At 66.6% G+C, this 12,391-nt stretch carries 11 protein-coding genes; 3 read left to right on the top strand and 8 right to left on the bottom strand.

The features are described 5' to 3' along the window. Nucleotides 1-50 precede the first annotated feature (50 nt). A complete protein-coding gene (locus tag H4O10_RS21410) occupies nt 51-1,382 on the bottom strand; it encodes an Nramp family divalent metal transporter (protein WP_012480522.1) in 1,332 nt (443 codons plus the stop codon). Between the two features lie 117 nt (nt 1,383-1,499). On the opposite strand from H4O10_RS21410, the gene mntR reads away from it, so the two are divergent. After that, a complete protein-coding gene (gene mntR, locus H4O10_RS21405) occupies nt 1,500-1,970 on the top strand; it encodes a manganese-binding transcriptional regulator MntR (protein ID WP_005413716.1) in 471 nt (156 codons plus the stop codon). 40 nt (nt 1,971-2,010) lie between these two features. Here mntR and H4O10_RS21400 read toward each other — a convergent pair whose 3' ends face one another. From H4O10_RS21400 to fabR, 4 genes are all read right to left on the bottom strand, one after another. Then, on the bottom strand, nt 2,011-2,559 hold the full coding sequence (locus H4O10_RS21400; RefSeq protein ID WP_012480521.1) for a thioredoxin-like domain-containing protein: 549 nt from the start codon (nt 2,557-2,559) through the stop codon (nt 2,011-2,013). After that, a complete protein-coding gene (locus tag H4O10_RS21395) occupies nt 2,549-4,708 on the bottom strand; it encodes a TonB-dependent receptor (protein WP_044570396.1) in 2,160 nt (719 codons plus the stop codon). Before H4O10_RS21395 ends, H4O10_RS21400 begins: the two co-directional genes overlap by 11 nt. Before the next feature lie 260 nt (nt 4,709-4,968). After that, nucleotides 4,969-6,588 (bottom strand): autotransporter outer membrane beta-barrel domain-containing protein, encoded by a 1,620-nt coding sequence (locus H4O10_RS21390; protein WP_232503853.1) that lies wholly within the window; start codon nt 6,586-6,588, stop codon nt 4,969-4,971. Between the two features lie 1,098 nt (nt 6,589-7,686). After that, the gene (gene fabR / locus H4O10_RS21385; protein ID WP_005409961.1) at nt 7,687-8,343 is read right to left on the bottom strand and encodes an HTH-type transcriptional repressor FabR; all 657 of its coding nucleotides are present in this window, start codon (nt 8,341-8,343) and stop codon (nt 7,687-7,689) included. Between the two features lie 92 nt (nt 8,344-8,435). Here fabR and H4O10_RS21380 point away from each other — a divergent pair, with 92 nt between their 5' ends. Beyond that, nucleotides 8,436-9,506, top strand: coding sequence for a ferredoxin reductase (locus H4O10_RS21380; RefSeq protein WP_043035259.1), 1,071 nt, complete (start codon nt 8,436-8,438; stop codon nt 9,504-9,506). An 11-nt stretch (nt 9,507-9,517) separates the two neighbouring features. Then, nucleotides 9,518-10,666, top strand: coding sequence for an acyl-CoA desaturase (locus H4O10_RS21375; RefSeq protein ID WP_005413710.1), 1,149 nt, complete (start codon nt 9,518-9,520; stop codon nt 10,664-10,666). A 5-nt stretch (nt 10,667-10,671) separates the two neighbouring features. Here the strand turns inward: H4O10_RS21375 and H4O10_RS21370 are convergent, their stop codons facing one another. The 3 genes from H4O10_RS21370 to H4O10_RS21360 are packed head-to-tail and all read right to left on the bottom strand — an operon-like array spanning nt 10,672 to nt 12,208. Next, a complete protein-coding gene (locus H4O10_RS21370; RefSeq protein ID WP_005409958.1) occupies nt 10,672-11,007 on the bottom strand; it encodes a tetratricopeptide repeat protein in 336 nt (111 codons plus the stop codon). Continuing rightward, entirely contained in the window at nt 11,007-11,582 is a 576-nt protein-coding gene (locus H4O10_RS21365; RefSeq protein WP_012480517.1) for a flavin reductase family protein, read from the bottom strand. The genes H4O10_RS21370 and H4O10_RS21365 overlap by 1 nt, the downstream gene beginning before the upstream one ends. Further along, on the bottom strand, nt 11,579-12,208 hold the full coding sequence (locus H4O10_RS21360) for a superoxide dismutase (protein ID WP_012480516.1): 630 nt from the start codon (nt 12,206-12,208) through the stop codon (nt 11,579-11,581). Before H4O10_RS21360 ends, H4O10_RS21365 begins: the two co-directional genes overlap by 4 nt. Between the last annotated feature and the right edge of the window lie 183 nt (nt 12,209-12,391).

Below are 12,391 nucleotides of genomic sequence, written 5' to 3'. Positions count from 1 at the left end.
GCATCCACGCATGGCGTGGATCTACCGGGGCAGGGGGCGCGCATTTGGCATCACCCGCCGCTGAAGGTATCCACCAGCAGCTTCACGTTCAATACCACGATCACCAGCGCGATCACCCAGGCGATCGCGCCCAGCCAGCGCGGGGCTACCAACGCGCCCATCGTCATCTTGTCGGTCACGATCCGCACCAGTGGGATGATCGCGAACGGCAGCTGCATCGACAGCACCACCTGGCTCAGCACCAGCAGCTTTACGGCGCCCTGGTCGCCGAACAGCATGATCACCACCACCACCGGAATGATTGCCAGTGCGCGCGTGATCAGCCGCCGCAGCCACGGCGGCAGGCGCAGGTGCAGGAAACCTTCCATTACGATCTGGCCGGCCAGCGTGGCGGTCACTGTCGAATTCAGGCCCGAGGCCAGCAGGGCCACCGCGAACAACGTCGCCGCCGCGCCCACGCCCAGCATTGGCGCCAGCAGCTGGTGGGCCTGCTCGATGTCTTCCACGTCGAAACGGCCATTGGCATGGAACACCGCCGCCGCCAGGATCAGGATGCTGGCGTTGATGAACAGTGCCAGGGTCAGCGCGAGGGTGCTGTCGGTCACCGCCCAGCGCAGCGCGCTGCGACGGCCCTCATCGGTGCGCGGGTAGGCGCGGGTCTGCACGATGGACGAATGCAGGTACAGGTTGTGTGGCATCACCGTGGCACCAATGATGCCGATCGCGATATACAGCGCGTGCGGATCGGTCACTACCTGCGCGCGCGGAATGAATCCGCCCAGCACGTCCATCACCGGCGGTGCGGCCAGCGCGATCTGCACCATGAAGCAGCCGAAGATCACCATCAGCAGCGCGATCACGAAGGCTTCCAGCGCACGGAAACCGCGGTTCATCAGCAGCAGCACCAGCAGCGTGTCCAGGGCGGTGATCACCGCGCCCCACAGCAGTGGCAGATCGAACAGCAGTTTCAGTGCGATCGCGGTGCCGATCACCTCGGCCAGGTCGCAGGCGATGATCGCCGCCTCGCACAGCGCCCACAGCGCCAGGTTAACCGGCTTGGGGTAACGCGCGCGGCAGGCCTGGGCCAGGTCCATGCCGGTGGCGATGCCCAGCCGCGCCGAAAGCGCCTGCAGGATCACCGCCATCAGGTTGGAGACGAGGATGACCGACAGCAGCAGGTAGCCGAAGCGTGAACCGCCGGCGAGGTCGGTGGCCCAGTTGCCCGGGTCCATGTAGCCGACCGAGATCATGTAGCCGGGGCCGAGGAAGGCCAGCAGGCGGAACCACCAATGGCCCTTGTCGGGCACCGCGACCGAGGCGTTGAGCGCACCCAGGCTGGCCGGAGTGGAGGCCGAAGGGTCACGGGGCGCCAGGGTGTTCATGGATTCGAATATAGCTCCTGCTATAGTCATTAGCGATGTGAAACAATCGTCTTTATCGCGTTACTGGTCCAGAATTCAGGTTCAACACCGGATCCCCCCGGAAGGACAGGCGCAGGCGTGGGCAAGACCGACGATTCGACATCGCTGAAAAGCACCCCCTTGATCGAGGCCGAGCGCCAGGTCGAGAGCTTCCGGCAAGTGCGCGAGGCGCACCGGATGGAGCTGGTGGAGGACTATGTCGAGCTGATCTCGGACCTGCTGGCCGACGGCGGCGAGGCCCGCCAGGTCGACATCGCCACCCGCCTGGGCGTGGCCCAGCCCACCGTGGCGAAGATGCTGCGGCGCCTGGCCCGCGATGGCTGGGTGGTGCAGCGGCCGTACCGCGGCGTGTTCCTGACCCCGGAAGGCGAGGCGCTGGCACATGCCAGCCGCCAGCGTCACCAGACCGTGGAGCGTTTCCTGCTTGCGCTGGGCGTGGACGCCGATACCGCGCGGCGCGATGCCGAGGGCATCGAGCACCATGTGAGCGAGCAGACGCTGGCGTTGTTTGAAGCCTTCGTGCGCAAGGCCGAGGGCGGGGCGCCGTAACGGTAGCGCCGGGCCATGCCCGGCGGCATTTCGCGCGACCCTACAATCCAGGCGGGCAGCGTGCCTGTTCCTGCGCGCACGCCCGTTTCGTCCATTCCTTCAACACCGGCTGCAGGCCTTCATAGCGCCGGCCTTGCCAGCCATTGGCCAGCACCGTGCCGTCGGCATCGATCAGTACCAGATTCGGCGGCGCCAGCCCGGCCAATGCCTGCAGCGCCGGCATGCGCGCGGCGCGGCGCGGGTCCAGCACCGGCCACGGCATGTCCTGCGCGTGCATGTAGCGGCGCAATGCAGCGTCGCTTTCATCCAGGCTGACGTACACCACTTCGGTATCGGCGCCGGCCTCGCGCAACGCGTCGCGCACGCTGCGCAAGGTGGGTACGAAGGCATGGCACGGTGCACACCAGTCGGCGCCGAAGTACAGCGCCACCAGCTTCGGCGGCGGCGTCCACTGCATCGGTCGCAGCGAGCGCTGTTCCGGCCGCATCAGCGAGGCCGAGACCTGCGCGTGCAGGTCCGCAGCCATCGCCGGTACGGCCACCAGCACAGCACAGGCCAACAACAACGCTCGCAGTGCTTCAGAACGCATAGCGCAGGTTGACGTACCACGAGCGCGCGAAACGCGGCCCGTAGACATAGTCGCTGTCACGCAGCGCGCCCATCTCCAGATCCTTCTGGCGCTGATCGAATACGTTCTTGACGCCTGCGGCCACCGACACTTCCTGCTGCGCCTGCGCGCCCAGATGCCGGTGCCAGCGCGCACCAAGATCGGTGACCAGGAACGAGCGCGTACGGTGCAGCTCGCCCAGCCGGTTGTTCAGCACCGCCATCGGGCCGGTGTGGCGCAGCGCGACGAAGGTTTCCCACGGCTCGGCGGGCATCCAGCTGAGCTGGGCCAGGCCGGTCCAGCGCGGGGTCTTCAGGTAGTCGCGGCTTTCGATCACGGTGTCGCCGCCATCGCCGGTGTCGTCGAAGATGCGCTGCGGTTCGCGGAAGCGTGAGCGGTACCACGAGGCACCGGCGGTCAGGCGCCACTGCGGCGACGGCTGCCAGCCGAGGTTGGTTTCCGCGCCCAGCACGTTGGAGCCGGAGGCGTTGTAGCGCAGCTGGCTCAGCTGTCCGTCATCGCCACGCTGGATCTCGCCCAGCGCGAAGGTGTCGCGGATGCGTGCATAGGAGGCAGTGGCATCCCAGCTCCACACCGGATTGGCCGGGTCCGAGCGCCAGTCGAAGCCGAACAGGGTGGTCAACGCGCGCTCTTCCTTCAGGCCATCGGTGTTGCGCACGCGCACCTGTTCGCCACCCAGCGTGTCGACATGCACGTCCTCGACGAAGATCTCGGGAGCACGGAAGCCGGTGGCGATGCCGGCACGCCACTTCAGGTTGGGCGTGGCCTGCCAGGCCAGCGCGATGCGCGGCGAGAACACCGCGCTGTCCAGTTCCGAGCTCTTGTCCACGCGTGCACCCAACACCAGGTCGACGTTGTCGCGCAGGCTCCACTCGTCCTGGATGAAGGCGCCCAGGTTGTGGAAGGTCGCATCCTCCAGTACCGCAAGACGCTGGCCGTCACCGGTGCGGTTGTCGTCGCGCAGCGCCTCGTGCTTGTACTGCACGCCGAAGGCCAGCGCGTGCGCACCCAACCGCCAGTTCAACTGGCTGTCGATGTAGTGCAGCGGGTTGTGGGTGCGGCCGTACTGGCGCCACGAACGCGAGGCCGCGCTGCCGGCCACGTTCGGGTCCAGCTGCGACGGGTCATAGCCCGGCGCGGACGGATCGGTGACTACGTCGCCCAGACCGCCATAGAAGCTGTCGCGGTCAATGTCGGCGAAGGCGTAGGCCAGGCGGAAATCGACGTCGGCATTGATTTCCTGGTCCCACGACACGCTGCCGCGGCGGTATTTCGTATCCAGCGATTCGGCGATGTTGGCCAGGTATTCCGGCTGGTCCAGGCGGTTGCCGCCACGCCGGGTTTCATCGGTCACCTGCAGGTCCAGGCGCAGCCGCGTTCCCGGCGTCGGTGCGTACCAGGCCTGCAGCCCGCCGACCTTGAGGTTCTTGCGGGTGATTTCGGTGTAGCCGTCACCGTTGTAGTCGATGCCGCTGTTCCAGTTGCGCTGGGCAATCACCGACAGGCCGGCGTCTGCTTCCTTGGCCACCAGGTCCAGCCGCACGTCGGCGTTCTTCTGCGGCGTGCCTTTCAGGACATCCACGCCGGCCTGCACATGGCCACCGCTGCGCGCCGGCAGCGGCGGAATCAGGTTGATCACACCGGCAACCGCACCCGGGCCGTACAGCGCCGAGCCACCGCCCTTGACCACTTCGATGCGGTCGACGAACCCGGCCGGGATCTGTTCCAGGCCGTACACGCTGCCCAGCGTGGACAGCAGCGGGATGCCATCGAACAGCAGCTGGTTGTAGGCACCGGGCAGGCCCAGCAGCTGTACTTCGCTGGTGTTGCAGTTCTGGCAGTTGCTTTCCACGCGCAGGCCGTTGATCAGCTCGGCGGCACGGGAGAAGTCGGTGGCCGCGCGCAACGCGATGTCTTCCTTGCGCAGCACTTCGGTGCGGATCGGGACATCGGACAGCAGGCGTTCGCTGCGGGTGGCGGTGCTGACTTTCACCTGCACGCGGTCCAGCTCGGTCGGCTTCGGTGTGGCGGCCAGTGCGGGCAGCGGCAGGGTCAGGGCGATGGCGGCGGCCAGGGGCAGCCGATGGAAGAGGGGTGTGGCAACGGGCATGAAGGCGTCGTCCTTGGGAGAGGAAAGGCGGCGAGGGCGACCTGGCTGACGCATATGAAAGCAGAGGGTTATAAATATAGCAACGGCTATATAAATAAGTCCGTGCAATCACGAAGCCGAAAGCGGGATCAGAACATCGCGGACGACGATGTTATAACATTACAAATAAGCGCCAGAACCCTGCCGGATGTCATTCCCGGCAGGGTGCGAGGGGAGTTGAGGAACGCCGCCCCGGGCCTGGGCCCGGGGCGGCGTTGGCCTTACCAGGCGGCGCGCAGACCCACCTGGGCTCCATGGTTGCGGTAGCCGCTGTCGCCGCGCTGCACACGCAGGTCACCCCATGCGCTCCAACGCTGGCCCAGCTGCAGCTGGGCACCGGCCTGCACTTCGTAGCGGTTCTCCGGCGTCTTCGCGCTCAACGACTCGCTGTTGAAGCGCATGGCCTCATCGCGCTGGCCACGCAGCCAGTTCGCTGCCAGGAACGGCTGCACGCGGTTGCCCTGCAGCGTGCTCTGGCCAAACAGGCGCAGGCCGAGGCGGCTGTTGAGGCCGCCGCCGCGACCGTCTTCGACCGTGGTGCCATTGTTTTCGACCAGACTGTCGCCGTCGTAGTCGGTCCAGGTCAGCTGCGCCTGCGGCTGCAGGTACAGCGTGCTGGCCTCAGTGCTGCGGATGGCCCAGGCATAACCGGCTTCCAGCGATGCACTACGGGTCCTGGAGTCGTAGGTCTCACGGGCGATGCCTTCGCCCTGCACCTCGTTGTCGAAGCGCGCCGCCTGCAGCCAGCCGTCCACATACAGGCCGGCACTGCTCTGTGCATCCTGCACCCAGCCCAGGTAGACACCGGCCGACTTGCCCTTGACCTTGCCACGCGTGCCATAACCGCTCAGCGTCGACACTGCCTGTGTGGTCGCCTCGCCGGTGCCGAGCATCACCCCGACCTGGCCACGGCCATCGCCCCAGCGCCAGACATCGCTGCCCAGCTGCAGGGTGTTGATGTGGGTACGGGCATCGACCTGGCCGGCCACGTTGGCCTGCAGCTGGTCACGCCCGGCGCGCACCCAGGTACCGATGCGGGCGCGGTCGAAACCGGGCTCGCCGCGGTCATGGCGGCGCAGCTGGAACATCTGCACGGCCGCGGCCTGGTTGGCCAGGTACGCGCCCGGCTCCGGACGCAGCACGGGGACCGGATCGGTGGGATCGGTGGGATCAACCGGGTCCACAGGGTCGACCGGATCCACCGGATCCACCGGCGTGCACTCCGGCAGCGATGGATTGATATCGCACGGATTGCCGGTGTAGACCGAGGTCAGGTACCAGTTGCCGTTGGCGGCGCCCGGCGAGCCTTTGTGCAGGAAGTACTCGTGCATGCCGCCGATGGCACGGCCCTGCAGAGTGAACTTGCCATTGCTGGTACCGTCCACCTGCACCAGCGGAATACCGTTGACGGTCTGCGCGCCAGCACCGGCAATGTTGTTGACGGTGACCTGGGTGGTGCCACTGGTATCGCCGGTGACATGCACGCGCGAGCTTGCTGCGTCGTCGCCGGCCAGCACCGTGTTGAAGTGCAGGGTGCCGCCATTGCCGGTGTAGTTGCCATTGACGGTCAGCTGCGGATACGCCGCAGTGCCCGCTGCACCAAGGAAGATGTTGCTGCCTGCACCCAGGGTGAGGTTGCCGGTGTTGCTGTCGCCGGACAGTGTCCAGCGGCCGCCCTGGTCGACGATGACGTCGGCCGGGCCGAGGATGCGGCCGGTGAGGTCGAGGCCGTCAAGGAAGCGCAGCGTGCCGCTGGCGGTATCGGCAATGGTGATATCGCCGTTTAGGTTGGAGGTCCGGGCGGTGACGTCAAATACTGAGCTGTCGCGCCCTTCGATCACGACATTATTGCTGCTGGAAAGCGTCGATCCGTTTTGGATTGCTACGCGGACAGGGTATCCCGTCGTGGTGCCGCCAATAAGAAGCGCCGGCCCGCTTGTTGCTGCAACATGCGAAGAATCGAGGAGCAGCCCCCAATCCTGCATGCCCGCCGAACCTGCGATTGCGGAGTTCGTGAGGCTGATGCCATAGGTACTTCCGACGACCTTGGTGTTGGCTTTCAGGTTGAGGATTGTGCCAAGGCTGCGAATTCCTTGCGCAAAGGTGCTTCCCTCCGAGTCCAGCCGGCCGCCGCCGCTGCCGGTGAAGGGCCCATTGAAGGTGCTGCCTGCCGTCGTAAGATGTGGCCGAGTAAGTCCAGAATTGCCTGAGCCGACGTTGATTGAGAGGGTGAATTGGCCATTCACAGTCGAGTTGTGCAGCGTGCCAACACTATTGAGCAGCCGCATGCTGGAAATACTTGCGCCATTCGCAATGACCCGTGCGGGTTGACCTCCAGAATAGTTGGTGTCGATTCGGTTGGTCGTGGCGCCTTCCACAATCAGCGTGCCACCGTTTACGTCGTAGGCTTGAGGTAGGGAGCCCGCATTCACCACAAGAGTCTGGCCTGGATTGACGGTTGCTGCGCCGGCTGCACCAGAAGTAGCGATCAGCAATGCCGTGGCAATAGCCCGAGCTAGATCGGATTGGTTCTTGGCGGAAGGAAACTTCGGCGTGAACTGCATCATGCGCATGGGTGTTTCTCCTTGAAGCTCATTGGGGTGGGACCTGCATCCGCAGGGCCGGAGGCGGCACTGTGCGGATCGGGTCTTGCCTGGGCCATGCAATTAATCTGAAACGACTGCAGCGGCACGTGCCGGATTCAAACCTCGTTCAATAACTCACCAAACTGAATGGAGCGCGCGGTCTGAATAATTCAGCGTGCGTGAGGGCGCAGTGAATGGCGCGTGGAAGATGCCCAAACTGCCCGTTCGCAATGCAGTTCTGTGATGGCGCCCGCAGTTCCCCTGCACGGCGGCGCCGTGGGAGGCTCCATGGAGTCGGGGGATGCGGACCAGGACCCCTTCCTGCGGAAGGGATCCGGCCCAGGGGGATCTCGATCAGCCGCGGCGGAATGCGGCGGGGGTGCGGGCGCCGACGATGATCATGCGGATCATCGTGGAGATCTGTTCGACCAGCTCCGGATCCTTCTCCGGTGGCAGGTCCATGGCGGTGGCGCCCATCGCGAACACCAGCCGGGTGATGGCCTTGGCCACCAGTTCCGGGGCATGCAGCACGGCGCCATCCAGTGCGGCCAGGCGCACCAGGTCGTGCTGCAGCTCTTCTTCGAAGTAGTGCAGCTCACGTTCGACCGCGTGCTTGAAGTCGTCCGAGCCGACCGCGCCTTCGCGCAGCAGAACGTGCAGCAGCTTGTCGTCGGCGCGCAGCTGCTCCATGAAGGTCTCCACGGAAACGCGCACCACGCTGGTGGCGGTGGAGGTGGCGCGTTGGCGGGCCTCGCCGATGATGGTGCGCAGCGAGCGGCCGGCGGCGTCGATCAGCGCCACGGCCAGTTCGTCCATGTCGCGGAACTGCCGGTAGAAGCTGTTCGGCGCAATGCCGGCCTCACGCGCCACTTCGCGCAGGCTGAGCGTGGACAGGCTGCGGTGCGGCCCGATCAGTTTCAGGGCAGCAGCCAGCAGATCCTCGCGGCTCACCGTACGGCGGGCCGGGCTGTTGGCATCTTCGGGCGTCGACAAGGCGGTGGCGGCGGCCATGGGGGTTCCGGTGAGGCGAGGCTGAATCATATCCAATCCGGTTCAATATACACATGTATACACAGGTGTATGTGCGCCCGTATAGTGCGCCCATGAGCGCTGTCGTCCGTCCGTCCCTGTTCTCTCCATACCGCTGGGTCTCGCCGTCGCTGTTCGATTTCTGGGCGGGCCAGCTCAATCCCCTGTGGACCCTGCGCGAGCCGGTGGCCCGCCTGGTCCGGCGCGAGCCGGCCGGCGAGGGCGCGGCGACCCTGGTCCTGCGCACCAACCGGCACTGGGCCGGCATGCGCGCTGGCCAGCACGTCACCCTCGGCGTCGAGATTGAAGGGCGCCTGTGGCAGCGCAGCTACAGCCCTACCGCACTGGGTCGGCGCGAGCTGGCGATCACCGTCAAGGCGATCGACGGCGGCCGGGTCAGCCAGCATCTGGTCAACCACGCGCAGCCGGGCGAACTGTTCCGCCTCGATGCCGCCTTCGGCGAGTTCCATATGCCGGCCGCGGCGCCGGTGCTGCTGCTGGCGGCCGGCAGCGGCATCACGCCGATGCGCAGCCTGTTGCGCGAGGCCTGCCAGCGCCCGCTGGCAGCGCCGGTGGACCTGTTCTACTGGGAGCGCACCGCCGCCCATCTGCAGTTCCGTGATGAACTGCAGGCGCTGGCCGCGGCCCATCCGAACCTGCGCGTGCACCTGCTGACCACCCGCGAGGGTGAGGTGCCGGCCGCGCGAATCGATACCCATGATCTGCAGGTGGCCGGCGATGACACGCCGCTGGCGCAGCGCCATGTGCTGGCCTGCGGCCCGGACGGCTTCGTTGCTGCCGCGCGTGAGCGCCTGGCGCACCAGGTGGCTGGCTTCCAGGCCGAAGCCTTCACCCCGCCGGCGCCGCTGCGCGATGCCAGCAGCGAAGGCGAGGTGTCGCTGACGCTCGCGCGCAGTGGCCGCCAGCTGAGCGTGCCGCGTGGCCGCTCGCTGCTGGAAAGCCTGGAAGCCCATGGCATCAAGCCCAAGCATGGTTGCCGCATGGGCATCTGCAATACCTGCACCTGTGATCGCGTCAGTGGCGCCACCCGCCATCTGCGCACCGGCGACCTGCAGTCCGAATCGGCACAACCGGTGCGGATCTGCGTGAGCGCACCGACCACCGACCTGACTTTGGATCTCTGAGGACGCCTGCCATGACCCGCGCTACCGACCGTGCCCTGAGTACTGCCGAGATGCATGCCTTCGGTGAGGAACTCGACGCGATCCGCGACCGTGTGATCGGCAGCCTCGGCGCCTCCGATACCCGCTACATCCGTCGCGTGGCTGCCGCCGTGCGTTGGTTCGGCGTGGGCGGCCGTGGCCTGCTGTTCCTTGCGGCGTTCTCGCCACTGTTCTGGATGCCGCTGCTGTGGCCGGCCGCGATCACCGGCACGCTGCTGCTGGCGCTGTCGAAGATCCTGGAGAACATGGAGCTGGGCCACAACGTCATGCACGGCCAGTTCGACTGGACCGGCGACCCCAAGCTCAATGGCAACACCTACGAGTGGGATATCGTTGCCACCGCCGACAACTGGCGCAAGACCCACAATTTCCGCCACCACACCTACACCAACGTGCGTGGCATGGACGATGACATCGGCTACGGCCTGCTGCGCATCTTCCCGGAACAGCGCTGGAAGCCGTTCTACCTGCTGCAGCCGATCATCGCACCGATCTTCGCGCTGCTGTTCCAGTGGGGCGTGGCCGCGCAGGACCTGCGCCTGGGCCGTTGGCTGAAGGGCCGCATCAGCGGCCGTGCGATGTGGATGCAGACCCGCCCGGTGGCGCGGAAAATGGCCCGCCAGGTGCTGAAGGACTACGTGTTCTTCCCGCTGCTGGCCGGCCCGTTCTTCCTCACCGTGATGCTGGGCAACATGGTGGCCAACGGCCTGCGCAACATCTGGACCTACGTGATCATCTTCTGCGGCCACTTCACCGCCGAATCGGAAACCTTCCCGAAGGAATGCCTGCGCAATGAATCGCGCGGCCACTGGTACCTGCGCCAGCTGCGCGGCTCGTCCAACATCAGTGGCGGCTTCCTGATCAACGTGCTGTCGGGCAACCTCAGCCACCAGATCGAGCACCACTTCTACCCGGACCTGCCGGCCAACCGCTATGCGGCCATCGCCAAGGAAGTGAAGGACATCTGCCGCCGTTACGGCCAGCACTACAACAACGGCTCGTTGCCGCGCCAGTTCGGCCAGGTGGTCTGGCGCATCCTGCGTCACGCGTTCCCGAGCAAGCCGCGCCGCCTGCCGATGTCGGACATCATGTCCGCACCGGCATCGGCCAACGCGGGCTGATCGACTCAGCCCGCTTTCGCCAGGTCCGCCTGCTCGCGGTCCAGGCGTCGCAGGAACACCTGCATTTCCTTGCGCGCCTGCTGGTCGCCCTTGCTGCCGGCCACGCTCAGGCCGCGTTGCCATGCTTCGCGCGCCGCCTGCGGCTGGCCACTGGCCAGCCAGGCTTTGCCCAGGAGCTTCCAGGCCGCCGAGTACTGCGGATCAAGCACCACGCAACGGCCCAGATGGGTCGCCGCGCGCACCGGGTTGCCGGCATCCAGCCAGCCCTTGCCCAGGCCGAAGCGCAGCAGCGCGCCGTCCTTGCCGGCGGCGAGCATGCATTCCAGAGCCTCGATGTTCATCAGCGCACCTCCACCAGCAGCTCGGCCGGGCCGGGCTGGAAGCGGCCGCGATGGAACAGCAGCGGCGCGCCGCCGTTCTCGTGCACGTCGATGATGCGGCCGGCCAGCAGCAGGTGATCGCCCACCGGCCACTGTGCGTGGCGGGTACAGGTGAGATGGGCGACCGCACCGGCGATGCGCGGTGGGGCGTCCTCGTCGTCATCCAGCAATGCCAGGCCATCGAAGCGGTTGCGCACCTGCGGATCGGCAAAGCGCCGGGCCAGCGCTTCCTGGTCGGCCGCCAGCACGCTGATCGCAAAGCGGGTGGCGCGCTGGAAGGTGGACAGGCTCTGCGCGTGCAACGCCAGATTCCACAGCACCAGCGGCGGCTGCAATGACACCGGCACGAACGAATTGATGGTCAGGCCGATGGGCTTGCCCTGCGCATCGCGCGCGCAGACGATGGCCACGCCGGTAGGAAAGTGGCCGAGCAGCCGCCGCAGTGCACGCGGCGGCATCTCGACCGACGGCACCGGGGCCGGGGCGGGGAAGACCCCCGCCCACGGCCCGGCGTACGGCAGTGTCTCGCCGCTCATGAGGCCCTGGCCTGGCGGTAGCGCCGGCCGACCTCGGCCCAGTTGATGATGTTGAAGAACGCACCGATGTAGTCCGGGCGACGGTTCTGGTAGTGCAGGTAGTAGGCGTGTTCCCAGACATCCAGTGCGAGGATCGGGGTGTTGCCCGACAGGCCCACGGCTGCACCCATCAACGGGCTGTCCTGGTTGGCGCTGCTTTCCACCTGCAGGCGGCCATCGCGATCGCTGGTCAGCCAGGCCCAGCCGCTGCCGAAGCGGGTCTGCGCCGCCTTGGTGAAGGCGTCCTTGAAGGCATCGAAGCCGCCAAGATCGCGGTCGATGGCGGCGGCCAGCTCACCATCGGGTGCACCACCGTGGGGGCTGAGCACGGTCCAGAACAGGCTGTGGTTGGCGTGGCCACCGCCGTTGTTGCGGACCGCGCCACGCTGGGCCTCGGGCACGGCATCCAGGTTGGCGATCAGCGCCTCGACCGGCTGCTCGGCGATGCCGGCCTGCTCGATGGCGGCGTTGAGGTTGTTGACGTAGGTCTGGTGGTGCTTGCTGTGGTGGATCTCCATCGTGCGCGCATCGAAATGCGGCTCAAGGGCGTCGTAGGCGTAGGGGAGCGGGGGAAGCGAGTACGACATCGAAGCAATCTCCGTGGGGAAGGCCAGAGGGCTGGCCGTGGGGAGATCGTTATCGCACCTCAACATTGGTTGAGGTCAAGGGGCGGGATTGAAATGCGTGAAAGGGAGCAGGAGCGGCATGGTAGTGCCGGCCGCTGGCCGGCAATCAGCGAAGGTCGGGTTGCCGGCCAGCGGCCGGCACTA

It is taken from the genome of Stenotrophomonas sp. I18B00994, from assembly GCF_014145825.1.
GTDB lineage: Bacteria > Pseudomonadota > Gammaproteobacteria > Xanthomonadales > Xanthomonadaceae > Stenotrophomonas > Stenotrophomonas maltophilia.
The sequence above is the reverse complement of the archived record's forward strand: the minus strand, read 5'-3'. Positions and strand labels throughout refer to the sequence as shown.